Here is a 26,858-nt window from a genome sequence, read left to right on the forward strand (position 1 = left end):
TTCACTGGAGCGGGAGAAGAGTCTCGAACTCTCGACCTCAACCTTGGCAAGGTTGCGCTCTACCAACTGAGCTACTCCCGCGTCATCAACAACAGGCCAGCATTATAGAGGGATTACAGAGGCTGTCAATGGGATTTTACCCATCCCCTTCAAGTCCGCCCCTGACACCGCCAGCACGCCAGCAAAGGCACCCCGGGCCTCCGGCCCGTCGTTTCACGCCCGACCAAGCTCAATGCAGATTGCCCGCCTTTTCTTTAATGAGGGGCCACGCCAGGCGCAGATAATAAAACATCGACCATACCGTCAGCACGCAGGCGATCCACAACAGCTTTTCGCCCCACACATGGGTGTCGATGGCGCCAAAAATCACCTCGTGGTACAGCAGCAGCGGAATCGCCGTCATCTGTGCGGCCGTCTTGATCTTGCCGATCGAGCTGACGGCCACCGATTTCGAGGCGCCAATCTGCGCCATCCATTCGCGCAGGGCCGAGATGGTGATCTCGCGGCCGATAATGATAAAGGCCAGCACGGCGTTGACACGATCGAGCTGCACCAGCACCAGCAAGGCGCCGGCCACCATCAGCTTGTCGGCGACCGGGTCGAGAAACGCGCCGAAGGCCGAGGTCTGGTTCCAGCGGCGGGCCAGGAAGCCGTCGAACCAGTCGGTCACGGCGGCAACAATAAAGACCAGAGTGGCCACCAGATTCTGGTCGCCATGCAGCAGCATCGACGGCGGCAGGTAGAACACGCCGACGACGAGCGGAATCAGGGCCACGCGCAGCCACGTCAACAGGATGGGAATATTAAAAGGCATAGGGAAGCAATCGGCCGACGGGTAAATTAAACAAAGCGCCACTAGTCTACATGGCACGCGGGTATTAGCCTAGTCCGGTTGCCGCGTAGCCGGACCAGGCCGAAGTTGCTAGCCAGGTGACTAGTGCAATTGCTTGTAGATTTCTTCCGCCAGCTGGGTCGAAATCCCCTCCACCGACATCAGGTCTTCCACGCTGGCGTCGACCACGCCGCGCAGGCCGCCAAAGCGCGACAGCAGTTTTTGGCGTCGCTTGGCACCGATGCCCTCGATTTCTTCCAGGCGCGAGGTCTGGCGCGTCTTGGCGCGCTTGGCGCGCATGCCGGTAATGGCAAAACGGTGGGCCTCGTCGCGGATCTGCGCGATCAGCATCAGCGCCGCCGATTCCTTGCCCAGCTCCTGCGCTTCGCGGCCGTCGACGAACAGCAGCGTTTCCAGGCCGACTCGCCTGCCCTCGCCCTTGGCCACGCCGACGATCAGGCTGATATCCAGGCCGAGCTCGGCAAACACCTGGCGCGCCATTTCGATCTGGCCCTTGCCGCCGTCGATCAGCACCACGTCGGGCATCACACCGTCGCCATTGGCAACCTTTTCATAGCGGCGCATCAGCACCTGCCGCATGGCCGCGTAATCGTCGCCAGGCGTGATGTCGTTGATGTTGTAGCGCCGGTATTCGCCGTTCTGCATCGCATGGTGATGGAACACCACGCAGGACGCCTGCGTCGCTTCGCCCTGGGTGTGGCTGATGTCGAAACATTCGACGCGGATGGTGTCGAGCTCTTCCGCTTCCAGGCGCAGGGCGTCGGCCAGCGCGCGCGTGCGCGACTGCTGCGAGCCCTGCTCGGACAGCAGCCGCGCCAGCGATATTTCGGCGCCCTTGTGCGCCAGCTCCAGCCACTGGCGGCGCTGCCCCTGCGGCTGGAAAATCAGATTGATGCGGTGGCCGCACTGCTCCATCAACGCCACCATCAGCGCCGGCTGATCGAATTCGATATTCAGGATCAGGGTGCCGGGAATAAATTTTTCCGTGTAGTGCTGGGCCAGGAAGGCGGCCAGCACTTCGACTTCGATCGGTTCTTCGGCAATCGCCGCCGCGTCGTTCAGCTGGCTCGGGAAATAGGCGCGGTCACCGAGGTGGCGCCCGCCACGCACCATGGCCAGGTTGACGCAGGCGCGCCCGCCCTGCACCCGCACGGCGAGGATGTCGACGTCGGCGTCGCCCGTCGTTTCCATGCTTTGCTGATGCAGCACGCGCGACAGCGAATTGATCTGGTTGCGCACCACCACCGCCTGCTCGAATTTCAGCTCGGCCGCATAGGCGTGCATTTTCTTTTCCAGGTCGGCCATCACTTCGCTTTGCCGGCCACGCAGGAAACGCGCCGCGTTTTCCACGTCGTGTCGATAGTCTTCCTTGCTGATCAGGTCGACGCAGGGCGCGCTGCAGCGGCCGATCTGGTGCAGCAAACAGGGCCGCGTGCGATTCGCATACACGCTGTCTTCGCAGGTGCGTATCAAAAAAACCTTCTGCAGGATCTGCATCGATTCCTTGACCGCCCAGGAACTGGGAAACGGCCCGAAATACTGGTTTTTCTTGTCCACCGAACCGCGGTAATACACCATGCGCGGCGCCTCGCCATTGGTGATTTTCAGATAGGGATAGGACTTGTCGTCGCGAAACAGAATGTTGTAGCGCGGCTGCAGCGCCTTGATCAGGTTGTTTTCCAGGATCAGCGCTTCCGCTTCGCTGTGCGTGACGGTCGTTTCCAGGCGCGCGATGCGCTCGACCATCATGGCGATGCGCGGGCTGGCCAGGTTTTTCTGGAAGTAGCTCGATACGCGCTTTTTCAGGTCGCGCGCCTTGCCCACGTATAGCACCTTGTCGCTGGCGTCAAAATAACGGTACACGCCCGGCAGGTTGGGCAGTTTGGCAACGGTGGCCAGCACTTGCGCGCGCGGGTCAGGCGCGGAGACGACGGCGTTCAGATCGGGTATTGCTTCGGTCATTGCTGGCTCGGTTATTCTGGCGATTGTTCCACAATCACGAAGGCGACAGCGTACTCTTCCTCGTCGCTGATCGTTACTTGCGCACTCAGGCGGTGCTGCTCCATGAAGTCAAGCAGCACGCCGCTGCACACGATCATCGGCTTGCCGCTCGGGTGGTTCAGCATCTGGGCGGCGGGCCAGGTCATCGGCATGCGCAGGCCGAGACCAATCGCCTTGGAAAACGCTTCCTTGGCTGCAAAGCGGGTGGCCAGGAAACGCAGGCCACGCACGGCACTCCTGGCGCTGCGGGCACGGAATTTTTCCAGCTCCTGCGGCCCCAGTATCTTCTTTGCAAAGCGCTCGCCGTGGCGCCCGAGCGCCGCCTCGATACGCGCAATCTTGCAGATATCGGTACCGATGCCGTAGATCATGACTTGCCCGCCCGGTTGCCGATACGTGTCGCGACCATGATGGCCTTCATTTCACGCACGGCGTTTTCCCAGCCGACAAACACGGCGTGGGCGACGATGGCGTGACCGATATTCAGTTCGGCAATATCGGGAATGGCGGCGATGGCCTGCACATTGCTGTAATGCAAGCCGTGACCGGCATTGACCTTCAGGCCACGCGTCGCGCCAAACAGCACGCCGGCCTTGATGCGTTCGAGCTCCGCCAGTTGCGCCTCGCCTTCGGTGTCGGCATAGCGGCCCGTGTGCAGTTCGATCACGGGCGCTCCCATCTCGGCAGCGGCGGCAATTTGCTGCTCGTCGGCATCGATGAACAGGCTCACGCGGATGCCTTCGCCTTGCAATTGCTTGACGGCAGCCGACACTTCCTTGTAGTAGCGCACCACGTCCAGGCCGCCTTCAGTGGTCACTTCGGTGCGTTTTTCCGGCACCAGGCACACGTCCGCCGGCTTGATGCGGCAGGCAAAATCGACCATCTCGGCGGTGACGGCCGCTTCCAGGTTCATGCGCGTGAGCAACTGCGGCGCGATGGCGATCACGTCGGCGTCCTTGATATGGCGGCGGTCTTCGCGCAAATGCAGGGTGATGCAGTCGGCGCCGGCCTGCTCGGCCAGCAGCGCCGCGCGCAGCGGATCAGGGTATTGGGTGCCGCGCGCATTGCGCAGGGTGGCCACGTGGTCGATATTGACGCCCAGGTCGATGACGGGGCCGGCAGGCTGCAAGAAGCTCATGGTAATTTTCCGTGGTAACTGTAGTGGTCAAATATTACAACTGCATCAAATCGATCAGCATCTGGCGCGTGTTCAGGGTCGCGCCGCCGAGCTGATGGGCCAGCAAGAAGCGCATCAGGGTCTTGCTTTGCGCCTGCGTGGCGGTATCCGTGTAATCTTCGCACTCCATGTCGAGCAAGGTCTTGCCGGTAATGCGCGGCCAGGCGTCGCCGGCCAGGGCCGGACGGGGCCCGCGCTCCGGGTCGACCACATACACCTGTCCCGATTGCACCGGCTGGCGCGTGCCGGTGCAGCGCACCAGATCGGCCGCCACGCCGGTTTCCTTCAACAGCGCGCGCTCGAACTTGCGCAGCACGATGGGCGCCGGCTCATTGTGCGCCAGTTGATTCAAGGTGGCAACGTAGTGATCGAACAGTACCGGATGCGGATCATCGCGCGCCAGCAGCTTGACCAGCAATTCGTTCAGGTAAAAGCCGCACAGCAAGGCGGTCTTTTCCAGCGGCAGCATGCCGCCCACCCATTCGGCGCCCGTCAGGATGCGCAGCTCGGACTTGCCGGTCCAGCCCGCCTGTAGCGGCTGGAAGGTCTGCAGCACGCCGCGCAGTTGCGAATGGGGCCGCTTGGCGCCCTTGGCGACGAGCGCGATGCGGCCAAAGTCGCGCGTCAGCACGTCGATGATCAAACTGGTTTCTTTATGGGGATAGCTGTGCAGCACAAAGGCTGGCTGGCCCGTGATGCGGCCATCGCGCCCGGACGGGCGGCTGGCGCGCCGGGGCGCGGGAGCGGGAGCGGGCGCTGGGGTGGGAGCGAGCGCAGGTGTGGACGCAAGCGCGACGACGAGCTCTGGCGTGCTGGTGCTCATGCGGTTGATGGCGTCCCCGGGTAAGGGCTTACTCGTAGCCGTAGGCGCGCAGGCCCGCTTCGTTGTCGGCCCAGCCCGATTTGACCTTGACCCAGATTTCCAGGTAGACGGGGCCGCCGAACAGCTTTTCCATGTCCAGGCGAGCCTGGGTCGACACTTCCTTCAGGCGCGCGCCCTTGTTACCGATGATCATCGATTTATGCGTATCGCGCTCGACCAGGATGGCCGCAAACACACGGCGCAAGTCGCCTTCCTGCTCGAATTTCTCGATCAGGACCGTGCTGGTGTAAGGCAGTTCGTCGCCGACAAAGCGGAACAATTTTTCGCGCACGATTTCCGAGGCGAGGAATTTTTCACTGCGGTCGGTAATATCGTCCGGCCCGAAGATCGGCTGGTTTTCCGGCAGGAAGCGCTTGATTTCGTTCTGCAAGCCTTCCAGCTGGAAATGCAGCTTGGCCGAGACCGGCACGATGGCGGCGAAGTCGCGCATGGCGGCCACTTTTTGCGCGAACGGCAGCAGCACGGCCTTGTCTTTCACGCGGTCCGACTTGTTGATCACCAGGATGCACGGCACTTCCTTCGGCAGCAAGTCCATCACCTGCTGGTCGGCCGGGCCAAAGGTGCCAGCCTCGATCACGTACAAGATCACGTCCGAGGAAATCAGGGTGTTGGTGACGGTCTTGTTGAGCGTCTTGTTCAGCGCGTTCGAGTGGCGCGTCTGGAAGCCGGGCGTGTCGACGTAGATGAACTGGGCGTCGGGCACGGTCTGGATGCCGGTGATGCGGTGGCGCGTGGTTTGCGCCTTGCGCGACGTGATGCTGACCTTCGCGCCGATCAGCACGTTCATCAGGGTCGATTTTCCCACGTTGGGGCGGCCCACGATGGCGATATAGCCACAGCGGAAGTTGTCGGGCATTTTGGTGGCTGTCATGCTGGTGTCGATTTCTGTTGAGTGTGAGCGGCGACGGCGGCGTCGTCGCTCTGGATGGTGGCAATGCCGGCCAGCTTGAGCTGGGCGGCGCGCGGTTTGGGCTTGCGGTTGGCGGCAGGCGACTTCAGCAGTGCCTGCTCGGCCACGTCCAGCGCCAGTTTGGCGGCGGCTTGCTCACCGGCGCGGCGGCTTCCGCCACGACCGTAGACCTGGATATTCAATTTCGGCACCAGGCATTCGATCTCGAATTCCTGGCTGTGGGCGGCGCCGTGGGTGGCCACCACATTGTATTGTGGCAGCGAGATTTTTTTGCTCTGCAAGAATTCCTGCAATAGCGTCTTGGCATCCTTGCCCAGGGTCTGCGGATCGACCGAGTCGAGAATGGGAATATAAAAGGCGCGGATCACGGTGCTGGCGGCGTCGAAACCGGTGTCGAGGAAGATCGCCCCCAGCAACGCTTCGAGGGTATCGGCCAGGATAGACGGACGGCGGAAACCGCCCGACTTCAGTTCGCCTTCACCCAGGCGCAGGAACTGCGACAGTTCCAGCTTTTGCGCGATTTCATACAGCGACTGCTGCTTGACGAGATTGGCGCGCAGGCGCGACAGATCGCCCTCGTCGATGGCCTTGAAGCGCTCGTACAGGATGGACGCGACCACGCAGTTGAGTATCGAGTCGCCGAGGAATTCCAGCCGCTCATTATGCAAACTGCTGTGGCTACGATGCGTCAAGGCTTGCTGCAACAGGCCAGCATCCTGGAACGTATAGCCTAGACGGGTTTGCAATAGCTGAAGATTCATTGTTGGTTCTGTGTCATCTGATTGAGTCGGCATGCCGGCGCGCATTCAGGGCGCCGGCATGCGGGGTTGGTTCGATAAGGAACCAGAGCGGCTTAGTGAATGCCGCCCACGCGTTTCGGATTGCTGAAATTCATCCACACCAGGAAGGCCTTGCCGACGATATTTTCGTTCGGCACGAAACCCCAGTAACGGCTGTCCGCGCTATTGTCGCGGTTGTCGCCCATCATGAAATAATTTCCTGCTGGTACCACGCACGTGAAGCCGTCTTCGTTGTAGTCGCAGGCATCCTTGTGCGGGAAGTCGCTGACCTGGCCCAGGTTCAGGGTCGGCGCCGGATCGTCGTTGAGGATGCGATGGTTCACGCCGGTCAGGTTTTCTTCCAGCTGCTTGTGGTACACGGTGCTTTCGTCGTCGAGGTAATCATCGAGCGGCGTATAGGTGACCGGCTTGCCGTTGACGGTCAAACGCTTGTTGTCATAGGTGATTTTATCACCAGGCACGCCGATCACGCGCTTGATGTAGTCCTGCGACATATCCTTCGGATACTTGAACACCATCACGTCGCCGCGCTGCGGATCATTGACTTCGATAATGCGCTTGTTGACGATGGGCAGGCGGATGCCATAGGTGAACTTGTTTACCAGGATCAGGTCGCCCACCAGCAAGGTCGGCACCATCGAGCTCGACGGGATCTTGAACGGCTCGTACAAAAACGAGCGCAGGCAGAACACCATCGCGATCACGGGGAAGAAGCTGCCCGAGTATTCGACCCAGGTCGGCTGGCGCAGCAGCGCCGCTTCGATCGTGGCGCGGCTGCCGCCATGCTCGGCCTTGATGCCTTCGGCGGCCAGCTTCGACTGGCGCGCATCGAACTCAAACAGCGCGCGGTCGGCCGCCAGGCGGCGCTGTTTCGACAAGTAAAACACGTCCAGGCACCAGATAAAGCCCGTCACCACCATCAGTACGAACAAAATCAGCGCAAAATTTCCTAAAATCACTTGCAGGCTCATGTCAACCATCCACTTGTAAGATTGCCAGGAAGGCTTCTTGTGGAATCTCCACGGAACCCACTTGTTTCATGCGCTTCTTGCCGGCCTTTTGTTTTTCCAGCAATTTCTTCTTGCGGCTGATATCGCCGCCATAGCACTTGGCCAGCACGTTCTTGCGCAACGCCTTGACGTTCTCGCGCGAAATGATGTTGGCGCCGATGGTGGCCTGGATGGCCACGTCGAACATCTGGCGCGGGATCAGTTCGCGCATCTTGGCGGCCACCTGGCGGCCACGGTACTGGCTGTTCGAGCGGTGCACGATAATGGCCAGCGCATCGACTTTTTCGCTGTTGATCAGCATGTCGACCTTGACCACGTCGGCGGCGCGGTATTCCTTGAACTCGTAATCCATCGAGGCATAGCCGCGCGAAGTCGATTTCAGACGGTCAAAGAAGTCGAGCACGATCTCGGCCATCGGCATTTCATAGACCAGCTTGACCTGGCGGCCGTGGTAGCTCATGTCCATCTGGATGCCGCGCTTGGAGATACACAGGGTGATCACCGAGCCCACGTATTCCTGCGGCATGTACAGATTGACCGTGACGATGGGCTCGCGCACTTCCTCGATGCGCGACGGGTCCGGCATCTTCGACGGATTGTCGACATTGATCAGGGTGCCGTCGCGCTGCACCACCTCGTACACCACGGTGGGCGCCGTGGTGATCAGGTCCATGTCGAATTCGCGCTCGAGGCGCTCCTGCACGATTTCCATGTGCAGCAGGCCCAGGAAGCCGCAACGGAAACCGAAGCCCAGCGCCTGCGATACTTCCGGCTCGTACATCAGCGCGGCGTCGTTCAGTTTCAGTTTTTCCAGCGAGTCGCGCAGCGCGTCGTACTGGTTCGCCTCGACCGGGAACAGGCCGGCGAACACTTGCGGCTGCACTTCCTTGAAGCCTGGCAATGGCTCGGCGGCGGGACGGCTGACCAGGGTGACGGTATCGCCCACCTTGGCCGCCTTTAATTCCTTGATGCCGGCAATAATGAAGCCCACCTGGCCTGCCGACAGTTGCGGCAACGATTGCGAGCGCGGCGAGAACACGCCGAGGTCTTCCACCAGTTGCACCGAGTCGGTGGCCATCAGGCGAATCTTGTCCTTCGGCTTGAGGGTGCCGTTGACCACGCGCACCAGCATCACCACGCCGACATAGGCGTCGTACCAGGAGTCGACGATCAGCGCCTGCAGCGGCGCGTCCGGGTCGCCCTTTGGCGGCGGCACCTTGACGATCAATTGTTCGAGCACGTCGAGCACGCCAAAGCCGGTCTTGGCCGAGCAATGCACGGCGTCGCCGGCGTCGATGCCGATCACATCTTCGATTTCGGCGATCGCGTTCGGTGGATCGGCGTTCGGCAAGTCGATTTTATTGAGGACCGGCACCACTTCCACGCCCAGGTCCAGCGCCGTGTAGCAGTTGGCGACGGTTTGCGCTTCCACCCCTTGCGAGGCGTCGACCACCAGCAATGCGCCTTCGCAGGCGGACAGCGAGCGCGACACTTCATAGCTGAAGTCGACGTGGCCCGGCGTATCGATCAGGTTCAGGTTGTAGATCTGGCCATCTCGGGCCTTGTAGTGCAGGGCCGCCGTTTGCGCCTTGATGGTAATGCCGCGTTCGCGCTCCAGATCCATCGAATCGAGCACCTGCGCCTCCATCTCGCGGTCGGACAAGCCGCCGCACAATTGAATGATGCGGTCAGCCAGGGTCGATTTACCGTGGTCAATATGGGCGATGATGGAGAAATTGCGTATGTTATTCATTAACTAATATGTGTGCGAGTGACAACACTGCTTTAACAGGAATCAAGGGGATCATGCCCGGGCCAAACCCGGCACCCCGCTCATGATGAAAAAAGCGCTCCGGACAGGACATCTGCATGTCCAGGCGAGCGCTTTTGAAGCGACATAAGCTGCTGCTGCGGACAGGAGCTTTTTCGACCACCCCATTTTACCGGATTTCAGAGTAGAAAGCCCGTCTTTCAGCGGCCGGCACCCGGGCAACGCTGCAAATGAGCCATTTGCCTCATGCCAGATAGCGGCGCACGGCCGCTTCGTCAAGGAAATAATGACATAGCTCGGGCTGCGCCAGGTCGCCGTACAGCACCGGCACCAGCTCGTCGAAGCGCACCAGCAGCGCGGGGTCGGGCGAGGTGTCGATATCGATCACCTCGACCGTGAAGGATCTTGCGGCAGTTTGCAGCCCTTGCAGGGCGTCAAACATGTCCTGGCAAAGGTGGCAGTAGCTGCGGGAATAGAGAGTGAAGTGCATGGAGGCGGCGATAGCGCGTCCCGGCCAACACCGGGACGCGGATGAATGAACGATTATTTGGCGAAAGGACGCAGGGACACGAACTGCGTCGTCTCGCCGCGGCGCACCAGCAGGGCCGAGGTTTTCTTCGGATCGAGCCTGGCGACCAGAGCATTGAACTGCGTGGCGTCGCGCACGGCGACGTTATTGAGTTGCAGGATCACGTCGCCAGGCTGCAGGCCAGCCAGGGCCGCCACGCCGTCGGCGTCATCGACCAGCACGCCCGCATCGATTTTCAGCTCCTGCTTCCTGGCGGCCGGCACGTCGCTGACCTTCAGGCCCAGCGCATTGCTGGTCTGCGCTTCGGGCTGCCTGGCTGACGCCTTGCCTGCCGTCTTCCCGCCTTCCAGTTCGGCCACCGTGACGGGCAGCTCCTGCTGCGCGCCCTTGCGCCAGACGGTGATGGTGGCCTTGCCATTGACGGCGGCGCCGCCCACCAGGCGCGGCAGGTCGGACGAGCGCTGGATCTGGGTGCCATTGAATTTCAGGATAATGTCACCGGGCTTGACACCGGCCTTGTCGGCCGGGCCGCCGGGTTCGACCAGCGACACTTGCGCCCCCTTGGCGTTTGGCAAGCCCAGCGATTCGGCCACTTCCTTGCTCACTTCGCCGATCTGCACGCCGATGCGTCCGCGCACCACCTTGCCGGTCTTTTTCAGTTGCTCGCCCACCCGCATGGCTTCATCGATGGGCACGGCAAACGAAATGCCGTTATACGCGCCGGACAGGGTGGCGATCTGCGAATTGATGCCGATCACTTCGCCGCGCAGATTGATCAGCGGACCGCCCGAGTTGCCCGGGTTGACGGCCACGTCGCTCTGGATCAGCGGCAGGTAGTCGCCCGTATCGCGCGACTTGGCCGAGATAATGCCCGCAGTCACCGTGTTTTCCAGGTTGAAGGGTGAGCCGATGGCGATCACCCATTCGCCGACGCGGATTTTTTCCGAGTCGCCGATGGTCACGCGCGGCAAGTTGGCGCCTTCGATTTTCAGCAGGGCCACGTCGGTGCGCGCGTCAGCGCCAATCACCTTGGCCTTGAATTCGCGCTTGTCGGTCAGCGTGACATAGACTTCATCGGCGCCATCGACCACATGCGCATTGCTGAGCACATAACCATCGGCGGAAATGATGAAGCCGGAGCCGACGCCGCGCTGCACTTCCTGTTCCGGCGGGGCGCGGCGGCTGCGCGGACCCTGCTGGCGCGGCGCGGGCATGGCGCCGCCAAAAAAACGGCGCAGGAATTCCTGCATTTCCTGCTCGTCGCTGCTGCCGGCGCCAGCAGCGCCCATCTTCAGGCGCTCGGTGGTGCGGATATTGACGACGGCCGGGCCGACGGCATCGACCAGGTCGGCAAAATCAGGCAATTGAACGGACCGCACGGCGGGCACGGCGGCCTGGGCAGACGCGACGACGCCCAGCATGGCGGGCGCGAACAAAGCGCCGGCCGTCCCCAGACATAAGGCGGAAAGCGTCTTCGCTGAAAACGTTTTGCTGTGTGCATAAATATTTTTTTTCATGGAGTTATCTTTTCGAATGTTAGTCGGAGCGAGCTGTTGCCTTCCCGCCCATGCTGCGGCCAAGGGCAAGGCGCCGGAGGCACAGACGGCGGCCTTGGACAGACCGCACATGGCAAACCGTGCAACAATATATCGCATAAGCAAGATATCGCCAGCGGCTAGTGTCAATCGTGCAGAAGGCCGGTGTCAAGAGGGTGGCGCCGGTATTAAGGCTGGCGTAAGCAGTCCAGGAAACTAGCGCTGGGGAACAGCGCCCACGCCCGGCTGCCCGGTTACGCTGGACACCGTGGTCGCGACCGGCGCCAGGAGCGGGGCTGGTACGGCTTCGCACGCCAGGCGGCTGGCCAGCCGCGCGTCGAAGCCGGCGCTCAGGGCCAGCGCGTCCTGCCCGGCGCGCAATGCCTCGCCGATCTGGCGATACGCATGCCAGGCCTGCTGCCCCGCATCGGTGTCGAGCGCGGCAAAGGCCAGTTCGAGTTCGCTCGCCGCCAGTTCGCCATCGGCCAAGGCCGAAATATGCTCGTGCAATCCTGGATATGTGTCCATCTTGGGTCCTGCCAGTCAAAGGAAGTGGTGCGGCTTGCTTATGGTCAGTGCATTACCAACGCTTGTCAATCGGCATGTCCAGCAAGGGTTTGAGTTTTTCCGCAATCACCTCGCGCGCCCGAAAGATACGACTGCGCACGGTACCGATCGGACAGGCCATGATTTCCGAGATCTCTTCATAGCTCAGCCCTTCGATTTCGCGCAGCACGATGGCGGTGCGCAATTCGATCGGCAGCACATCCATGGCCGCATTGACGGTGGCGGCGATCTGCTTGCTGGCAAGCACGGACTCGGGCGTATTATTGTCGCGCAGCTTGTTGCCGTCATCAAAGGACTCGGCGTGTTCGGCATCGGTGTCGCCGGACGTGGGCGCGCGCCGGCCCTGGGTAACCAGATGGTTTTTGGCCGTATTGATGCCGATGCGATAGAGCCAGGTATAAAAGGCCGCGTCGCCGCGGAAATGCCGCAGCGCGCGATACGCCTTGATAAAGGTTTCTTGCACCACATCTTCGGCCTCCGCCGGGTCATGCACCAGCCGCGATACCAGCCGCATCAGGCGCCGCTGGTATTTCGATACCAGTACGTCAAATGCCCGCCTGTCGCCAGCCTGGACCCGCTCGACCAATAATTGATCACCTTCGCGTTCTGTCCTCACGCCCTGTATCCCTGGTAGCATGCAGCGCGGGCGTCTGTATGGTTATAGAGTTGGCCCGCTGCAAGAAGTTCAGTAGTTTCCGCACTTTTTATAACGCCCTCCCGCGCGCCGCGATGGCACGGCATGCCACGGCCAGTTCGCGGAACGCCAGCGTGCCCGGCAGGGCGCGCTGCACCACCACCGTGACGGTGCGCCCGTCGTCATCGGCCAGGCGCAGCACCAGCAGCGCAGGCCACAAGGTGGAGCCGGGCAGCAGGCGCAGCGGCTGCGCGGGTGCCGCGGACCGCCCCGCATGTGCCTCAAGTACCTCATGTTCCGTCAGCCGAAACTGGCCAACCGGTGAAATATCAAGCGTGCGCGGCTTTCTGCGAGAACACCACACAACGCCGGGCACGGCGAGCACCAGCACGCCGCCAGCCACACTGATCAGTGCAGCAGGCCAGGCCAGGGCATAGGCGCCCGTTGCCAGCGGCCAGGCCGCCAGCAAGGCGCCAAGACCCAGGCAGGCTTGCAGCAGAAGCAAGCCGACAGGCGTGCGCAAGACAGCCGATACGGCAATCGACATACATTCTCAATGGGGAAATATCAGGCGCGCCGGCACCATGCCGGGCAAATTCAGGTGCCAACGAACGTTGGCGCCGAATCAGCGCTCACTACGGTTTGACCGCAGCGAGCGCCAGAAAGTTCAAGCAATGAACAGCTTATTTCGCTTTGCCGAAAATCAGCGTGCCATTCGTTCCGCCGAAGCCAAAGGAATTTTTCACTGCAAAATCGATCTTCATGTCCCGCGCCGTGTTGGCGCAGAAATCGAGATCACACGCCGGATCCTGGTTGAAGATGTTGATGGTCGGCGGCGACACCTGATGGTGCAGCGCCAGGACCGTAAACACCGCTTCCAGACCGCCCGCGCCGCCCAGCAAATGGCCCGTCATCGATTTGGTCGAGTTCACTACCAGGTTTTTCGCATGGTCGCCGAAGGTGCGCTTGACGCCCATCACTTCGGCCACATCGCCCTGCGGGGTCGACGTACCGTGCGCGTTCAGATATTGAATCTGGTCCGGGTTCAGGCCTGCGTTGTTGAGCGCCGCGATCACCGACCTGCTGCCGCCGCTACCATCTTCCAGCGGCGAGGTCATGTGATAAGCATCCGCGCTCATCCCGAAACCATGCACTTCGGCATAGATCCTGGCGCCGCGGGCCACCGCGTGTTCGTACTCTTCGAGCACCATCACGCCGGCGCCTTCGCCGAGCACAAAACCGTCGCGGTCGGTATCCCACGGACGCGACGCCGTTGCCGGGTCATCGTTGCGGGTCGACAAGGCACGTGCCGAGGCGAAACCGCCCAGGCCCAGTGGCGACACGGTCGATTCGGCGCCGCCGGCAATCATGACGTCGGCATCGCCGTACTCGATCATGCGCGCGGCCGCGCCGATGCTGTGCAAACCGGTGGTGCAAGCCGTGACGATGGCCAGGTTCGGGCCTTTCAGACCATATTTGATCGAAAGGTTGCCAGAGATCATGTTAATGATCGAGGCAGGCACGAAAAAGGGCGAGATGCGGCGCGGGCCACGTTTTTCGTACTCGGACTTGGTTTCTTCGATCAGCGGCAAGCCACCGATGCCGGAGCCGATGATGACGCCGATACGCTCGGCGTTCTCTTCGGTAACCTCCAGGCCACAGTCCTGCATCGCCTGGATGCCGGCAGCCATGCCGTAATGGATAAAGGTATCCATATGGCGAGCTTCCTTACCGGAGATATAATCTTCGATATTGAAACCCTTGACTTCACCGGCAAAATGCGTGGTGAATGGCTGCGCATCGAACTTGGTAATCGTGGCGATGCCCGATTTTCCTTCGACGATTGCGCTCCACGCCTCGGCAATAGTATTGCCGACAGGTGAAACGCAGCCCAGGCCGGTGACAACAACACGACGGTTTTTAGAACGGCTCAAGCGATTCTCCTGAAGTCGGTCAGACAGGCTTAGGCCTTGACGTGTGCGGTGGCGTAGTCGATCGCCTGTTGCACGGTGGTGATTTTTTCAGCTTGTTCGTCAGGGATTTCCATTTCGAATTCGTCTTCCAGTGCCATCACCAGTTCCACGGTGTCCAGGGAATCGGCGCCCAGGTCGTCGACGAAGGAGGATTCGATTTTGATGTCTGCTTCTGCAACGCCCAGTTGCTCAGCGACGATTTTCTTAACGCGTTGTTCGATATCCGACATGTTATGGCTCCAAAGTGTGTGTTACGGAAAGTGCGCGCATTTTATCAGGTTTGCGCGTCCGGATACTAATTTCGGCGTCTGCTGATAATTCAACCGAAACTGCTGCTAAAAGATGCGATTATAGTCAAAAAACCAGTTGCACATCATGCCACAAACTGGTGTTTCATCTATCTTCACATCAATTCATGTACATGCCGCCATTCACGTGCAAGGTCGTGCCCGTGATGTAAGCCGCTTGCGGCGAAGCCAGGAACGCCACGGCGGCCGCCACATCTTCCGGCTTGCCCAGGCGCGACAGCGGAATTTGCGTCAGCAAGGCCGCGTGCTGCTCGTCGCTCAAGGCTTTGGTCATGTCGGTATCGATAAAGCCGGGGGCGATGCAATTGACGGTAATGTTGCGGCTGCCGATTTCACGCGCCAGCGCGCGGCTCATGCCTTCCACGCCGGCCTTGGCCGCCGCGTAATTCATCTGGCCCGGATTGCCCGACGAGGCCACCACCGAGGTGATGTTGATGATACGCCCGGCCTTGGCCTTCATCATGCCGCGCAAGACGGCGCGCGACAAGCGACCGACGGCCGACAGATTGGTGGCGATCACATTGTCCCACTCTTCATCCTTCATGCGCATGGCCAGCTGGTCTTGCGTGATGCCCGCATTGTTGACCAGGATCGACAGGCTGCCATAGGTTTTCTGCACCTCGTCGACCACTTGCGCGCAGCGCGTCGCATCGGTCACGTTCAGGACCACGCCCTTGCCGGCCACGCCTTCGGCGGCCAGGTAGTCGGTGATTGCCTGCGCACCGGCGTCCGAGGTGGCGGTGCCGACCACGGTCGCGCCCTGTTTGCCCAGCTCGGTGGCGATGGCGCGGCCGATGCCGCGCGAGGCGCCCGTGACCAGCACGACTTGATTCGTTAGCTTCATGAGTATCCTTAAAAATGGCTGGCGGCAGCAAAGCAAGCCCGCTGCCGCGCACTGTTTATTTGAGCTGCGTCAAAATACGGTCAAGCGAGGCCTGGTCGACGATGGCGTCACCCACCAGCACCGGATCGATGCGCTTGGCCAGGCCCATCAGGACCTTGCCCGGACCGCATTCGATCACCTGGGTGATGCCGTCCGCCGCTACCTTCTGCATGGTCTCCACCCAGCGCACGGGGCTGGCCGCCTGGCGCACCAGCGCATCCCTGATGCCAGCCGGATCGGTCACGATGGCGACATCGACGTTGTTGATCAGGGCGATCTGCGGCGTATTGAACGCCAGGTCGGCCATATAGTCGCGCAGGCGGTCGGATGCAGGTTGCAGCAGCGAGGAGTGGAACGGCGCCGATACCGGCAGCTTCATGGCGCGCTTGGCGCCCTTGGCCTTGGCCAGCTCGCAGGCGCGCTCGACAGCGGCCGTATGGCCGGCGATGACCACTTGCGCAGGCGCATTGAAGTTGACGGGCTCGACCACCAGGGCCGGGTTTTCGGCGGACGCTTGCGCACAGGCGGCGCGCACCTCGTCGTCCGACAGGCCCAGCACGACCGCCATGGTGCCCTGCCCGACCGGCACGGCTTCCTGCATCGCCTGCGCGCGGAAGCGCACCAGCGGCACGGCGTCCTTGAAGGCGATCACGCCGGCGGCGACCAGCGCCGAATATTCACCGAGGCTGTGACCGGCCACCACGGTGGGCAGCGGGCCGCCGGCCGCCAGCCAGGCGCGGTAGAAGGCCACGGCCGCCGTCAGCATGACGGGCTGGGTATTGGTGGTCAGGTCCAGCTCTTCCTTCGGACCTTCGGCGATCAGCTTGCCCAGGTCGAAGCGCAGCGCCTCGGACGCTTCGGCGACGGTCTGCGCCACCACCGGGTTGCCGGCGAAACCGTCGAGCATCGCGATCGCTTGCGAACCCTGGCCTGGGAAAACAAATGCAAATTGTGTCATCGTGACTCCGTTTTTTGAATAGTGTTGCAGCTTGCTTGCAGCCTACATGCGGGCCAGCACGGCACCCCAGGTAAAGCCGCCGCCCACGCCTTCCATCATCACATTGTCGCCTTTTTTGACGCGGCCATCACGCACGGCGATGTCCAGCGCCAGCGGGATCGAGGCGGCCGAGGTATTGCCATGCTGGTCGACCGTGACGACCATCTTTTCCAATGGCAAGCCAAGCTTTCTGGCGGTGCTGTTCATGATGCGGATATTGGCCTGGTGCGGAATCAGCCAGTCGATCTGGTCCGGCGTCATGTTGGCGTGCGCCAAGGCCTCATGCGCGACTTTTTCCAGCACCGACACGGCCAGCTTGAACACGGCCGGGCCGTCCATGTACAGGAAGGCGCTGCCGGCCAGTGCGCCGCCGGCCACACTACCCGGTACGCTGAGAATATCCGAGTGGCGGCCATCGGCGTGCAGCTTGGTGGCCAGGATGCCCGGCTCGTCCGATGCCGTCAGCACGATGGCGCCGGCGCCGTCGCCGAACAGCACGCAGGTGCCGCGGTCGTCGAAATTGAGGATGCGCGAAAACACTTCGGCGCCGATCACCAGCACGTTTTTATGCATGCCCGACTGGATGAAGCTGTCGGCGGTGGCAACCGCGTAGACAAAGCCGCTGCAGACGGCCTGCACGTCGACGGCGGCGCAATGATTGGTAATGCCCAGCTTGCTCTGCACGATGCAGGCGGTGCTGGGGAAGCTGCCGAAAAAGTCGGGGGTCGAACTGGCGACGATGATCAGGTCCAGATCGTTGCCGTCGAGACCGGCCATCTCCAGCGCCTTTTTGGCCGCTTCGACGCCGAGGTCCGAGGAATTTTGCAGTGGTGCCGCGTAGTGGCGCGCCGAGATGCCGCTGCGCGACACGATCCATTCATCCGAGGTCTCGATGCCCTTGGCGGCGAGCTGTTCCGTCAGATCCTGGTTGGTGACGCGCTTCTCCGGCAGGTAGCTGCCGGTACCGATGATTTTGCTGTAAATTTTACGTACGATAGTCATGCTTATCATCCACTAAATGCTGGAGCTTGTAGATTGAGCTTCCTGCGCCACTGGTATGCGCGGCATCAGCTCGGCGATCATGCTGGCCAACTGGGCCTGCACATCATTCTTTGCCGCCTCATAGGCGCGGCGCAAGGCCCATTCGAACGAATAGGCATCGGCGCCACCATGGCTCTTGATCACCAGGCCACGCAGGCCCAGCAGGCTGGCGCCGTTATAACGCGAGGGGTTCAGGCGGTTGGTAATGGCTTTCAGGGCGCCGCGCGCGATCAGGGCACCGAGGATGGTAATCGGATTGCGCTTGAATTCCGAGGTCAGCACGTCTTTCATGAAGCGCGCCAGGCCTTCGATGGCCTTCAGGGTGACGTTGCCGACAAAGCCGTCGCAGACGACGATATCGGTGGTGCCCTTGAAAATATCGTTGCCTTCCACATTGCCATGAAAGTTCAGCGCGCCGCGCTCGTGGTCGGCCTGCAAGAGCTTGGCGGTCAGCTTCACCACTTCATTGCCCTTGATGTCTTCCGTGCCCACGTTCAGCAGGCCGATGGTCGGGCGCTCGATGTTTTCCATGGCGGACACCAGCACCGAGCCCATGATGGCGAACTGGTGCAAGTGATGCGGTTCGCAATCGACGTTGGCGCCCAGGTCCAGCATATAGGTCGGACCGTTCTTTTGATTCGGCAGGATGCTGCAGATGGCCGGGCGGTCCACGCCCGACATGGTTTTCAGCACATAGCGCGACACGGCCATCAGGGCGCCGGTATTGCCGGCGGAAACGCAGGCTTGCGCCGCGCCATTCTTGACCTGTTCGATGGCCACGCGCATCGACGAATCCTTCTTGCGGCGCAGGGCCACTTCGAGCGGGTCGTCCATGGTGACTTGTTCGGAAGCATGCAATACCGACAGGCGCGGATGCGTCTCCGCCTTGTGCTTTTTCAGCTCGGCACGGATCACGTCTTCCAATCCTACCAGGATCAGTTCGGCGTCAGGTTCGTGTTCAATAAAGGAAAGTGCTGCGGGGATCGTGACTGAGGGACCGTGATCTCCGCCCATGCAGTCGATAGAAATTTTGATTGTCATTTGGTGTGATTCAGTACCGCTGCGGGCTTGCGGCAAGGTGTGAATCGGACTGTCGCTGCAGGGATGCGCAGACCTGGCCAGCGTGATTCAAAATGACGGTGCACAAGATGAATTGCAGCCGATAAAAAAGAAGAAGCGGCGCCACGCCGAAAAACCAACGCAACACCGCTTTCATCTTACCCAACAAAACGTCGATTACTCGTCGTTTTTGGTCTTCAACACTTTACGGCCACGATAGAAGCCGTTAGGGCTGATATGGTGACGCATATGTGTTTCGCCGGTAACTGGCTCGACGCTCAATTGCGGCGCGACCAGGAAGTCGTGCGAACGGTGCATGCCGCGCTTGGAAGGGGTTTTCTTGTTCTGTTGAACTGCCATGATGACTCCTAATACATAAGTTCTAAAATTTTAGCACAATCGATCAGCAAATTCATGCGAATCGAGTATCCCAGCGGCAAAGACTATCCGAAAACAGGCCGTACCGACATCGTTTATTTCATGCTACGTTTCACTACACACTGCCATACTCGATTACTACACGCGTTTGACACGTTGGTTACACACTGCTTATTCTGGCTTCAAGTCTTTCAGGGCCGCAAACGGCGACTTCTTTTCGGTCTTGAGAGCATCGAGCTGCGCCGTATCGGGGCAAACCTCATGTTTGGGTACCTGCGGCAGGGCCAGCAAGGCTTCATCTTCGATCAGGGCCGCGGCATCCATGCTGCGGCTGCCGACGATCACGTCGATCGACTCATCGTCGATGATCTCTTCGATCTCGTCCGCATGCTCGTCATCCTTGCCAAGCACTAATACTGTCGAAGAATCGATATCGTAAGCAAACGGGACCAGGCAGCGCTGGCATACCAGCTGAACGGTGCCGTTGACCGCCAAGGTCAGCTGCGGGTAGCCCAGCTTGCTGGTGCCGCCGACGATTTTCCAGGCGATCTCGCCGGAAGTATCGGCACAATCCTTGGTCAACCGGGTCATTTCAGCGACAGGAGTGACACCCTCGCGGCTCCCGCTGATACGACAAAAATCAAAGGCGTCGATCACAAAAGCATTCATTGGTAGAAAATTTCCCCGGAAAACCAGCGATCATAACAGGGTTTTCAAGCCGGAGTCAAAGCCTGCTTGCATTTTTTTGATATCAAGCAGGCTACTTCAGGCACGCAGCCGCAAGCAAAATTGCGCAGTAACGCCGCGACCGTCTACACTGGCGGCCTTGCCAGCCGCTTTATACAACGAATGATACCAACTTCCACCCCATTGCGCCTGATTCTTGCTTCGAGCTCCGCCTACCGCAAGGAACTGCTGTCGCGCTTGCGCCTGCCGTTCGAGGTGGCCATACCCGACCTCGACGAAAGCCCCCTGCCCGGCGAGCAGCCCAGCGCCACCGCCCTGCGCCTGGCCCAGGCCAAGGCGCAGGCCGTGCTCGAGCGCTTCCCTGGCAGCCTGGTGATCGGCTCCGACCAGGTCGCCACGCTGGACGGCGCGCAGATCGGCAAACCGGGCAATCACGACAAGGCATTGCGCCAGTTGCAGACCATGCGCGGGCGCGAGGTGATCTTCCATACGGCGCTGTGCCTGCTCGATGGCCGCCAGGCGGTCGCCACCGCCCAGGTCGAGGATATCGAGACCATCGTCACCGTGCGCGACCTGCCCGACGCCGAGCTCGACGCGTATCTGCGCATCGAACAGCCGTATGACTGCGCCGGCAGCGCCAGGAACGAGGGCCTGGGCATCGCCATCCTGGCCAGCATCGACACGACCGACCCGACCGCCCTGACCGGCTTGCCGCTGATTGCCCTGACCGGCATGCTGCGCCGCGCGGGCGTGGCGTTTTTTACCATTTAACAAGCACACACCATGACCGGCACCCTTTACCTGATCCCCAACCACCTCGGCCTGTCCGACAGCCCGGCAGATGCGCTGGGCCATATCATTCCCGAGCAGGTGCGCAGCATCACCGCGCAGCTCGATTATTTCGTGGCCGAAAACGCCAAGACGGCGCGTGCCTTCCTGAAACTGATCGCCATCAAACATCCGCTGGCGAAACCTTTGCAGGAAATCACGATTTCTGAACTGAATGTGAATACCCCGGCGCAGGCGCTGGCCGGCCTGCTGGCGCCGCTGCTGGCCGGACGCGACGCGGGCCTGGTGTCGGAGGCGGGCGTGCCGGCGGTGGCCGATCCCGGCGCCGACCTGGTGCGCCTGGCGCATCAGCATGGCGTGACAGTGCGCCCGCTGGTGGGGCCGTCATCGATCCTGCTGGCGGTGATGGCCAGCGGCCTGAACGGACAAAGCTTTGCCTTCAATGGCTATCTGCCGACGGATGCGGCGCTGCGCGCCAAGCGCATCAAGGACCTGGAAAGCCGCTCGCGCAGCGAAAAGCAAACCCAGCTTTTCATTGAAACGCCGTACCGCAACGCCGCCATGCTCGAAGCCCTGGTGGCGCAATGCCAGGCCACGACGCTGATCTGCGTGGCGACCGACCTGAGCCTGGATACGGAAACCATCCAGACCCTGAACGGCGGGCAGTGGAAGAAACAGCTGGCGGCCGGCAAGGCGCCAGACTTCCACAAGAAGCCGACCGTATTTTTGCTGCTGGGGCAATAAGCATCAATGCACGGTGCGCGAAATGCCGTGCACATAGTCGTTGACCCAGGCATAGGCGGCCATCTGTATGGCCGTCAGCTCGTTTTCCGACAATTGCAATTGCGCCAGCATGGCGGCCGTGGCCGGGCCGCCATCGGCTTGCTCGAGCTGCTCGACCAGCGCCAGCATATTGCCCAGTTCGCCATGACGGAACAGCAAGGCGTCGCTGACCTTGCTGTTGACGCGCACGCTGCTCACCACTTCGCTCATCCGCATGGAAAACAGCGTGTCCATCAGCGACATGATGCCCACCGTAAAACCGATATCGGCATATTGATGCTGGCCCGGCCGCAGTTTTTGCGTCATCAGTTCCAGCAGCTTGCCGCGCGTGGTGGCCAGTTGCAGCAAGGGCGAGGTGAACTGCGCTGACGTTCCGGGCCGCACATACAGCAGGATCTGCAGCCAGCGCTGCAATTGCCTGCGCCCCAGCAGCAGCAAGGCCTGGCCCAGGGTGTCGACGCGCACGCCGGCGCTGACGGCGGGCGTATTGACCAGGCGCAGCAGGTTCAGGCCGATCATCGCGTCGTGCTTGATGCAGCGCTCGAGCTCGCGGTTGTCGGCATTGCCTTGTATCAGTTCGAGCAGATGCAAAATCGCCAATTCCGAGGCCGACATGCGCTTGCCGCTGAGAATCACAGGCCGCGCAAAATAATAACCCTGGAAAAAATCAAAGCCCAGCGCCAGGCATTGCTCGAACTGCGCCACGGTTTCGACTTTTTCCGCCAGCAGTTTTTTGCGCGACCCGGCCAGCGCCCGCGCCAGGCGCGGCAATTCATCCGGTGTCAGCTGGGCGATATCGACCTTGATCACGTCCACCAGCGGCAGCAATTGCTGCACATCGGGCGTATCGAGCACCACGTCGTCGAGGGCAAAGCGAAAGCCGGCCTGGCGCAGCTCGCCGATGCGCGCCAGCAGGGCCGGCGTGGGACGCACGGTTTCGAGGATTTCCAGCACCACCCTGTGATGCGGCAGGAAGCCGATAAAGTCGCTCATCAGCGCCACCGCATCGACATTGATGAAGGCCAGCTGCAAGCCCACCACCTGCTCCATGCCCAGGTCGGACGCATGGGCGATCACGGTGGCGGTGGCCGAGACGGCGTCGCCGGTGATCCTGGCGTGGTTGTCGGCGGTGCTGCGAAACAGCAATTCGTAGGCGACCAGGCGCTGGTCGCGGTTCAGGATGGGCTGACGGGCGAGAAAGAAGTCTTGCAGCGCAGGATTTTGGCAGGAGAGAGTCATGGAACAGCCCGCTAATGAGGGCCGCGTTCAGGCTGCGGCAGGGCCTGGGACGGCGCTTGCCGACCCGTACCCAGTATAGCCCCAGCCTGCCACATCGTTATGTTCTACAGCGCACGCGGTGCGCGCAAACCACCATCAGACGCGGCGCGTACCCGTGTTCCTGACGCCACCCTTGCCTGTTTCCAGCACGAATTTGGCGCCATCGTCACGGCCCAGCACCTTGACCAGGTAAGGCATGACTTCGCGCAGCATCGGCTCGAGCGTGTACGGCGGGTTGAGGATGAACATGCCGCTGCTGTGCAGGCCAAAGCCGTCCGGCGAGGGCGTATTGACCGTCAGGGTCACGTGCAGCCATTCGGTAGAGGGCAGTTGCTTGAGCTTGTCGGCGAACTGGCGCGACTCCATGCGCTGCAGCACCGGATACCAGACGGCATAGATGCCGGAAGGAAAGCGCACCAGGGCGTCGGCCAGGGTGTCCTTGACCTTGCGGTAATCCATCTTGTCTTCATACGGCGGGTCGATCAGCACCAGCGCGCGGCGCGACGGCGGCGGCAGCAGCGCTTTCAGGCTCTGGAAACCGTCAGCCTTGGTGATGATGACGCGCTTGCCGCGCACGGTCGGACGTTCGCCCTGGGCCAGCGCGTGGGCTTCGACCTTGCGGAAATTATCGGCAAGAATCTTCGCATCGGCCGGGTGCAGCTCGAACAGGCGCAAGCGGTCTTGCTCGCGGCTGACCTGGTCGGCGCAATACGGCGAACCCGGGTAGTAGCGCATCTTGCCGCTCGGATTCATTTCCTTGATCAGTTTCAGGTACTCGGCCAGCGATGCCGGCAGGTCGGTACGGTCCCACAGCGGGGCGATGCCGGTTTCATACTCGGCGTTCTTCGACGCATAGCCGCCGTCGAGCGCATACACGCCGGCACCCGAATGGGTATCGATATAACTGTAGGCGGTATCTTTTTGATTCAGGTACTGCAACAACTGAATCTGCACATAATGCTTCAACACATCGGCGTGATTACCCGCATGAAAGGCGTGGCGGTAACTCAACATAAGCTGGCAATTCCATAAAATAAAGTAAAGGTGGGGCTGCGCTTACGCTTATACCGGGCAGAGCATGGGAACAGACTGGGAGGGTCAGGCTGCCGGGCCAGGAAACAGCATGGACCAGCGTAATGAGCGCGCAATTTCCAGCATTATCCACTAGAAACCGTCCCGGCATCAAAAAACCGCTTGTACCGACTGGGCAGTTGCCAAGCCTGCCTGGTCCTGGCGCGGTAGAATATGCGCACCGGCGCGAGCGCCATCTGCACTGAATGCCACCAAGACATGCCTAGCCTGACCTTAACTACCGACAACCGCGCCGCCATCGCGGCCGCCCTGGCCGGCCCGCGCTGGATCATCGCCTGCCTGTGCGCGCAGTGGTGCGGCACTTGCGCCAGCTACCGCGCCACGTTCGAGGAGCTCGCTGCGCGCCACCCCGACGCGGTGTTTGTCTGGATCGATATCGAAGACCAGTCCGAGGTGGTGGGCGAACTCGATATCGAGAACTTCCCTACCCTGCTGATCCAGCAGGACGACAACGTGGCATTTTTTGGCACCGTATTGCCCGATGGCGGCCTTGCGCACCGCATGGTGCAGGCGCAGCAGGCGCTCACTGCGGCCGAACTGGCGGCTCTATCGGCCAGCAACGAGGAGCGGCGCGGCTGGCAGCGCGACTGCAATCTGCGCACCATGCTGGCGATCGGCTGAGCTTTTCTACCCCAGCCGCAAGGGCAGGCTGCGCAGCCGCCTGCCCGTCAACGTAAACACGGCATTGGCCACCGCCGGCGCGATGGGCGGCGTGCCCGGCTCGCCCACGCCTTGCGGATGCGCAGCGCTGGCGATGATGATGGTCTCGACGTGAGGCGCCTGGCCCATGCGCAGCACCGGGTAATCGTGGAAGTTGCCCTGCACGACCTTGCCTTCCTTGAACGTGATTTCGCCGCCCAGCGCCGCCGACAGGCCGAACAGCACGCTTGATTCCATCTGCTGGGCGACGATATTCGGATTGACGGCCAGGCCGCAATCGATGGCGCACACCACCCTGTGCACGCGGATCTCGCCGTTTTCCACCGACACCTGCGCCACTTGCGCAACGATGCTGCCAAACGACTGGTGCAGCGCCACGCCGTGCGCATGGCCGGGCGGCGCGCTGCCGGCTTGCGCCACGGCGGCGTCGAGCACGGCCAGGTGGCGCGGATGGTGTTGCAGCATGGCGCGCCGGAACGCCACGCCATCCTGCGCGGCCGCATGCGCCAGTTCATCGATAAAGCTTTCCTTGAAAAACGCATTGTGCGAGTGGCCTACCGAACGCCAGTAACCGACCGGCACCAGGCTGTCGGCGATCACATGGGCGATACGCTGGTGGGCGATCTCGTAGGGCAGGTCGAATTCGCCTTCGGCCGTGGTCTTGTCCGGCCCCATGCCGGGCAGGCCAAAATTGCGCTGCAAGTACTGGTGCGTGATCGAGGCGCTGACGGACTTGTTGTCCCAGGAAGCGATGCGGCCGTGCGCGTCCTGCCGCGCATGGAAGCGCGCCAGCGCCGCCGGCCGGTACATATCGTGCTGCGTATCCTGTTCGCGCGTCCAGATCAGCTGCACCGGCGCGCCCTCGCACTGCAGCGCGATGGCCACCGCCTGCGCCACCATGTCCACTTCCAGGCGCCGGCCAAAGCCGCCACCGAGCAGCAGCACCTCGATGGTGACGTCGCCGCTGGCCACGCCGGCCACCCTGGCCGCCACATCGACGGCGATGCCGGGCGCCTGGGTCGAGACCCACAGGTGCACCTTGCCGTCTTTTACCTGCGCGGTGCAGTTGACCGGCTCCATCGCCGCATGGGCCAGAAAAGGCGCATGGTATTCGGCGGTGATCTGCTGCAGCTCCCGCACATGCTTGCCCTCGACCTCGCCGCTGGCATGGTAGACATGGCCGGCCTCGACGTCGAGCAGGCGCGCAAAATCGGCAAATACCTCGGCGCTGGACAGATTCGATTGCGCTCCCGCCTGCCACTGCGTCGGCAAGGTGGCCGCCGCCTGTCTGGCGCGCCACCAGGTATCGGCCACGACGGCCGCGCACGAGATGCTGTGCGCGCCCAGCGCCGAGGTCAGGTCCAGCACTTTTTTCACGCCCGGCATGGCCAGCGCCACCGGCGCGTCAAACGAGGACAGGGTGTCGCCCAGGCGGCGCGGCAGATGCAGGGCCGCGTACAGCATGCCGGGCGGGCGCGCGTCGATGCCGAACACGGCGCGGCCATTGACTTTCGCCTGCGTGTCCGTGCGCGCCATGGCCTTGCCGATCAGCTTGAAATGCGCAGGGGATTTCAACACGGGCTGGCCCGGGTCCAGCGCGCTGGCGCTTTGCACCAGGCTGGCGTAGCTGGCGCGCCGCCCATCGGCGTGCAATACTTCGCCGTCCTGCGTGCGGCACTGCGCCGCCGAGGCTTGCCATTGGGCGCAAGCGGCCGCCACCAGCATGGCGCGCGCGCTGGCGCCCGCCTCGCGCATCGGCTGCCAGCCGTCCTTGACGCTCGACGAGCCGCCCGTGACGACCACGCCCAGTTCGCGCGCGGCCTTGGCCACCGTCCACTGCGCCAGCCGCTTCAGCCGTCCATCATCGTCCGGATGAAACGGCAGACCGTCGACCAGCATCGCGACATTGCCGAAGATCTTGTCGATGGGCGCCTGCATCAGGGTGATGGACGCCAGCGGCACGTCGAGCTCCTCGGCCACCAGCATGGCCAGCGCCGTGTGCACGCCCTGCCCCATTTCGCTGCGCGGCATGGCCAGCACTACCATGCCGTCAGGGCGCAGCGCCAGCCAGCCGTTCAGGGCCACGGCGCCATCCTGGACCGGCAAGGGGTCGCTGCCGCGCAGGCGCTGGCGCGGCGGCAAGACCCCCCAGCCCAGCACCAGCGCACCAAAGCCGGCCACGCCCAGCCCCAGGCCTTTGAGCAGAAAACGCCGGCGGGGAGTGGGCGTGCGGGCAGGAGTACTTGCGGCCATGGGATTG

Annotated in this window: 28 protein-coding genes and 1 tRNA gene; 3 read left to right on the forward strand and 26 right to left on the reverse strand. The window is 61.9% G+C overall.

Annotated features, from left to right (window positions below):
* Positions 1–5: 5 nt before the first annotated feature.
* The 23 genes from CD932_RS01405 to CD932_RS01515 all read right to left on the reverse strand — a co-directional run bounded on the left by CD932_RS01405 (position 6) and on the right by CD932_RS01515 (position 19,978).
* Positions 6–81 (reverse strand) — tRNA-Gly (locus tag CD932_RS01405).
* A 148-nt stretch (positions 82–229) separates the two neighbouring features.
* Complete coding sequence (pgsA, locus tag CD932_RS01410; RefSeq protein ID WP_034749601.1) at positions 230–814, reverse strand: CDP-diacylglycerol--glycerol-3-phosphate 3-phosphatidyltransferase; 585 nt, start codon at positions 812–814, stop codon at positions 230–232.
* A gap of 120 nt (positions 815–934) precedes the next feature.
* Positions 935–2,815, reverse strand: coding sequence for an excinuclease ABC subunit UvrC (gene uvrC / locus CD932_RS01415; protein WP_094441076.1), 1,881 nt, complete (start codon positions 2,813–2,815; stop codon positions 935–937).
* Positions 2,816–2,826: 11 nt separating this feature from the next.
* A complete protein-coding gene (acpS, locus tag CD932_RS01420; protein ID WP_094441077.1) occupies positions 2,827–3,225 on the reverse strand; it encodes a holo-ACP synthase in 399 nt (132 codons plus the stop codon).
* Positions 3,222–3,992: a pyridoxine 5'-phosphate synthase gene (pdxJ, locus tag CD932_RS01425; protein WP_094441078.1), complete on the reverse strand. Its 771-nt coding sequence runs from the start codon at positions 3,990–3,992 to the stop codon at positions 3,222–3,224. The genes acpS and pdxJ overlap by 4 nt, the downstream gene beginning before the upstream one ends.
* Before the next feature lie 34 nt (positions 3,993–4,026).
* The gene (recO, locus tag CD932_RS01430; protein ID WP_094441079.1) at positions 4,027–4,854 is read right to left on the reverse strand and encodes a DNA repair protein RecO; all 828 of its coding nucleotides are present in this window, start codon (positions 4,852–4,854) and stop codon (positions 4,027–4,029) included.
* 28 nt (positions 4,855–4,882) lie between these two features.
* Positions 4,883–5,785: a GTPase Era gene (gene era / locus CD932_RS01435; RefSeq protein ID WP_046683972.1), complete on the reverse strand. Its 903-nt coding sequence runs from the start codon at positions 5,783–5,785 to the stop codon at positions 4,883–4,885.
* The gene (gene rnc, locus CD932_RS01440) at positions 5,782–6,585 is read right to left on the reverse strand and encodes a ribonuclease III (RefSeq protein ID WP_094441080.1); all 804 of its coding nucleotides are present in this window, start codon (positions 6,583–6,585) and stop codon (positions 5,782–5,784) included. Before rnc ends, era begins: the two co-directional genes overlap by 4 nt.
* Positions 6,586–6,677: 92 nt before the next feature.
* Positions 6,678–7,595 (reverse strand): signal peptidase I, encoded by a 918-nt coding sequence (gene lepB, locus CD932_RS01445; protein ID WP_094441081.1) that lies wholly within the window; start codon positions 7,593–7,595, stop codon positions 6,678–6,680.
* Position 7,596: 1 nt separating this feature from the next.
* Positions 7,597–9,387 (reverse strand): translation elongation factor 4, encoded by a 1,791-nt coding sequence (gene lepA / locus CD932_RS01450; protein ID WP_094441082.1) that lies wholly within the window; start codon positions 9,385–9,387, stop codon positions 7,597–7,599.
* Between the two features lie 262 nt (positions 9,388–9,649).
* Positions 9,650–9,895: a glutaredoxin family protein gene (locus CD932_RS01455; protein ID WP_094441083.1), complete on the reverse strand. Its 246-nt coding sequence runs from the start codon at positions 9,893–9,895 to the stop codon at positions 9,650–9,652.
* 53 nt (positions 9,896–9,948) lie between these two features.
* Complete coding sequence (locus CD932_RS01460; RefSeq protein WP_254926593.1) at positions 9,949–11,355, reverse strand: DegQ family serine endoprotease; 1,407 nt, start codon at positions 11,353–11,355, stop codon at positions 9,949–9,951.
* Between the two features lie 330 nt (positions 11,356–11,685).
* A complete protein-coding gene (locus CD932_RS01465; RefSeq protein WP_094441085.1) occupies positions 11,686–11,997 on the reverse strand; it encodes a sigma-E factor negative regulatory protein in 312 nt (103 codons plus the stop codon).
* Positions 11,998–12,049: 52 nt separating this feature from the next.
* Positions 12,050–12,652: an RNA polymerase sigma factor RpoE gene (gene rpoE, locus CD932_RS01470; RefSeq protein ID WP_094441086.1), complete on the reverse strand. Its 603-nt coding sequence runs from the start codon at positions 12,650–12,652 to the stop codon at positions 12,050–12,052.
* An 88-nt stretch (positions 12,653–12,740) separates the two neighbouring features.
* On the reverse strand, positions 12,741–13,217 hold the full coding sequence (locus CD932_RS01475) for a hypothetical protein (protein WP_094441087.1): 477 nt from the start codon (positions 13,215–13,217) through the stop codon (positions 12,741–12,743).
* A 136-nt stretch (positions 13,218–13,353) separates the two neighbouring features.
* Complete coding sequence (fabF, locus tag CD932_RS01480) at positions 13,354–14,604, reverse strand: beta-ketoacyl-ACP synthase II (RefSeq protein WP_094441088.1); 1,251 nt, start codon at positions 14,602–14,604, stop codon at positions 13,354–13,356.
* 29 nt (positions 14,605–14,633) lie between these two features.
* A complete protein-coding gene (acpP, locus tag CD932_RS01485) occupies positions 14,634–14,873 on the reverse strand; it encodes an acyl carrier protein (RefSeq protein ID WP_008449912.1) in 240 nt (79 codons plus the stop codon).
* A gap of 178 nt (positions 14,874–15,051) precedes the next feature.
* Positions 15,052–15,795: a 3-oxoacyl-ACP reductase FabG gene (gene fabG / locus CD932_RS01490; protein WP_094441089.1), complete on the reverse strand. Its 744-nt coding sequence runs from the start codon at positions 15,793–15,795 to the stop codon at positions 15,052–15,054.
* A gap of 55 nt (positions 15,796–15,850) precedes the next feature.
* Complete coding sequence (fabD, locus tag CD932_RS01495) at positions 15,851–16,792, reverse strand: ACP S-malonyltransferase (protein WP_094441090.1); 942 nt, start codon at positions 16,790–16,792, stop codon at positions 15,851–15,853.
* Between the two features lie 42 nt (positions 16,793–16,834).
* Entirely contained in the window at positions 16,835–17,833 is a 999-nt protein-coding gene (locus tag CD932_RS01500) for a beta-ketoacyl-ACP synthase III (protein WP_094441091.1), read from the reverse strand.
* 12 nt (positions 17,834–17,845) lie between these two features.
* The gene (gene plsX / locus CD932_RS01505) at positions 17,846–18,913 is read right to left on the reverse strand and encodes a phosphate acyltransferase PlsX (protein WP_094441092.1); all 1,068 of its coding nucleotides are present in this window, start codon (positions 18,911–18,913) and stop codon (positions 17,846–17,848) included.
* A 195-nt stretch (positions 18,914–19,108) separates the two neighbouring features.
* Positions 19,109–19,291: a 50S ribosomal protein L32 gene (gene rpmF / locus CD932_RS01510; protein ID WP_034749653.1), complete on the reverse strand. Its 183-nt coding sequence runs from the start codon at positions 19,289–19,291 to the stop codon at positions 19,109–19,111.
* 189 nt (positions 19,292–19,480) lie between these two features.
* Entirely contained in the window at positions 19,481–19,978 is a 498-nt protein-coding gene (locus CD932_RS01515) for a DUF177 domain-containing protein (protein ID WP_094441093.1), read from the reverse strand.
* 180 nt (positions 19,979–20,158) lie between these two features.
* On the opposite strand from CD932_RS01515, the gene CD932_RS01520 reads away from it, so the two are divergent.
* Entirely contained in the window at positions 20,159–20,767 is a 609-nt protein-coding gene (locus CD932_RS01520) for a Maf-like protein (RefSeq protein WP_094443385.1), read from the forward strand.
* A gap of 12 nt (positions 20,768–20,779) precedes the next feature.
* A complete protein-coding gene (locus CD932_RS01525; RefSeq protein ID WP_094441094.1) occupies positions 20,780–21,529 on the forward strand; it encodes an SAM-dependent methyltransferase in 750 nt (249 codons plus the stop codon).
* Between the two features lie 3 nt (positions 21,530–21,532).
* On the opposite strand, the gene CD932_RS01530 is transcribed toward CD932_RS01525, so the two are convergent.
* Together CD932_RS01530 and CD932_RS01535 are read right to left on the reverse strand one after the other, a co-directional pair.
* Entirely contained in the window at positions 21,533–22,807 is a 1,275-nt protein-coding gene (locus CD932_RS01530; protein WP_094441095.1) for an EAL and HDOD domain-containing protein, read from the reverse strand.
* Between the two features lie 135 nt (positions 22,808–22,942).
* Positions 22,943–23,860 (reverse strand): 23S rRNA (adenine(2030)-N(6))-methyltransferase RlmJ, encoded by a 918-nt coding sequence (locus CD932_RS01535; RefSeq protein WP_094441096.1) that lies wholly within the window; start codon positions 23,858–23,860, stop codon positions 22,943–22,945.
* A 276-nt stretch (positions 23,861–24,136) separates the two neighbouring features.
* Here CD932_RS01535 and CD932_RS01540 point away from each other — a divergent pair, with 276 nt between their 5' ends.
* Positions 24,137–24,559, forward strand: a complete 423-nt coding sequence (locus tag CD932_RS01540) for a thioredoxin family protein (RefSeq protein WP_094443386.1) — start codon at positions 24,137–24,139, stop codon at positions 24,557–24,559.
* A gap of 6 nt (positions 24,560–24,565) precedes the next feature.
* Here the strand turns inward: CD932_RS01540 and CD932_RS01545 are convergent, their stop codons facing one another.
* On the reverse strand, positions 24,566–26,851 hold the full coding sequence (locus CD932_RS01545; protein WP_094441097.1) for a xanthine dehydrogenase family protein molybdopterin-binding subunit: 2,286 nt from the start codon (positions 26,849–26,851) through the stop codon (positions 24,566–24,568).
* Between the last annotated feature and the right edge of the window lie 7 nt (positions 26,852–26,858).

The organism is Janthinobacterium sp. PC23-8 (assembly GCF_002250505.1).
GTDB lineage: Bacteria > Pseudomonadota > Gammaproteobacteria > Burkholderiales > Burkholderiaceae_D > Janthinobacterium.

Bases quoted from the DNA above. Each gene is read 5' to 3' on its own strand.
- pgsA (WP_034749601.1), bottom strand. From the start codon at position 814: ATGCCTTTTAATATTCCCATCCTGTTGACGTGGCTGCGCGTGGCCCTG.
- uvrC (WP_094441076.1), bottom strand. From the start codon at position 2,815: ATGACCGAAGCAATACCCGATCTGAACGCCGTCGTCTCCGCGCCTGAC.
- acpS (WP_094441077.1), bottom strand. From the start codon at position 3,225: ATGATCTACGGCATCGGTACCGATATCTGCAAGATTGCGCGTATCGAG.
- pdxJ (WP_094441078.1), bottom strand. From the start codon at position 3,992: ATGAGCTTCTTGCAGCCTGCCGGCCCCGTCATCGACCTGGGCGTCAAT.
- recO (WP_094441079.1), bottom strand. From the start codon at position 4,854: ATGAGCACCAGCACGCCAGAGCTCGTCGTCGCGCTTGCGTCCACACCT.
- era (WP_046683972.1), bottom strand. From the start codon at position 5,785: ATGACAGCCACCAAAATGCCCGACAACTTCCGCTGTGGCTATATCGCC.
- rnc (WP_094441080.1), bottom strand. From the start codon at position 6,585: ATGAATCTTCAGCTATTGCAAACCCGTCTAGGCTATACGTTCCAGGAT.
- lepB (WP_094441081.1), bottom strand. From the start codon at position 7,595: ATGAGCCTGCAAGTGATTTTAGGAAATTTTGCGCTGATTTTGTTCGTA.
- lepA (WP_094441082.1), bottom strand. From the start codon at position 9,387: ATGAATAACATACGCAATTTCTCCATCATCGCCCATATTGACCACGGT.
- CD932_RS01455 (WP_094441083.1), bottom strand. From the start codon at position 9,895: ATGCACTTCACTCTCTATTCCCGCAGCTACTGCCACCTTTGCCAGGAC.
- CD932_RS01460 (WP_254926593.1), bottom strand. From the start codon at position 11,355: ATGCTGGGCGTCGTCGCGTCTGCCCAGGCCGCCGTGCCCGCCGTGCGG.
- CD932_RS01465 (WP_094441085.1), bottom strand. From the start codon at position 11,997: ATGGACACATATCCAGGATTGCACGAGCATATTTCGGCCTTGGCCGAT.
- CD932_RS01475 (WP_094441087.1), bottom strand. From the start codon at position 13,217: ATGTCGATTGCCGTATCGGCTGTCTTGCGCACGCCTGTCGGCTTGCTT.
- acpP (WP_008449912.1), bottom strand. From the start codon at position 14,873: ATGTCGGATATCGAACAACGCGTTAAGAAAATCGTCGCTGAGCAACTG.
- fabG (WP_094441089.1), bottom strand. From the start codon at position 15,795: ATGAAGCTAACGAATCAAGTCGTGCTGGTCACGGGCGCCTCGCGCGGC.
- fabD (WP_094441090.1), bottom strand. From the start codon at position 16,792: ATGACACAATTTGCATTTGTTTTCCCAGGCCAGGGTTCGCAAGCGATC.
- CD932_RS01500 (WP_094441091.1), bottom strand. From the start codon at position 17,833: ATGACTATCGTACGTAAAATTTACAGCAAAATCATCGGTACCGGCAGC.
- plsX (WP_094441092.1), bottom strand. From the start codon at position 18,913: ATGACAATCAAAATTTCTATCGACTGCATGGGCGGAGATCACGGTCCC.
- rpmF (WP_034749653.1), bottom strand. From the start codon at position 19,291: ATGGCAGTTCAACAGAACAAGAAAACCCCTTCCAAGCGCGGCATGCAC.
- CD932_RS01515 (WP_094441093.1), bottom strand. From the start codon at position 19,978: ATGAATGCTTTTGTGATCGACGCCTTTGATTTTTGTCGTATCAGCGGG.
- CD932_RS01520 (WP_094443385.1), top strand. From the start codon at position 20,159: ATGATACCAACTTCCACCCCATTGCGCCTGATTCTTGCTTCGAGCTCC.
- CD932_RS01525 (WP_094441094.1), top strand. From the start codon at position 20,780: ATGACCGGCACCCTTTACCTGATCCCCAACCACCTCGGCCTGTCCGAC.
- CD932_RS01530 (WP_094441095.1), bottom strand. From the start codon at position 22,807: ATGACTCTCTCCTGCCAAAATCCTGCGCTGCAAGACTTCTTTCTCGCC.
- CD932_RS01535 (WP_094441096.1), bottom strand. From the start codon at position 23,860: ATGTTGAGTTACCGCCACGCCTTTCATGCGGGTAATCACGCCGATGTG.
- CD932_RS01540 (WP_094443386.1), top strand. From the start codon at position 24,137: ATGCCTAGCCTGACCTTAACTACCGACAACCGCGCCGCCATCGCGGCC.
- CD932_RS01545 (WP_094441097.1), bottom strand. From the start codon at position 26,851: ATGGCCGCAAGTACTCCTGCCCGCACGCCCACTCCCCGCCGGCGTTTT.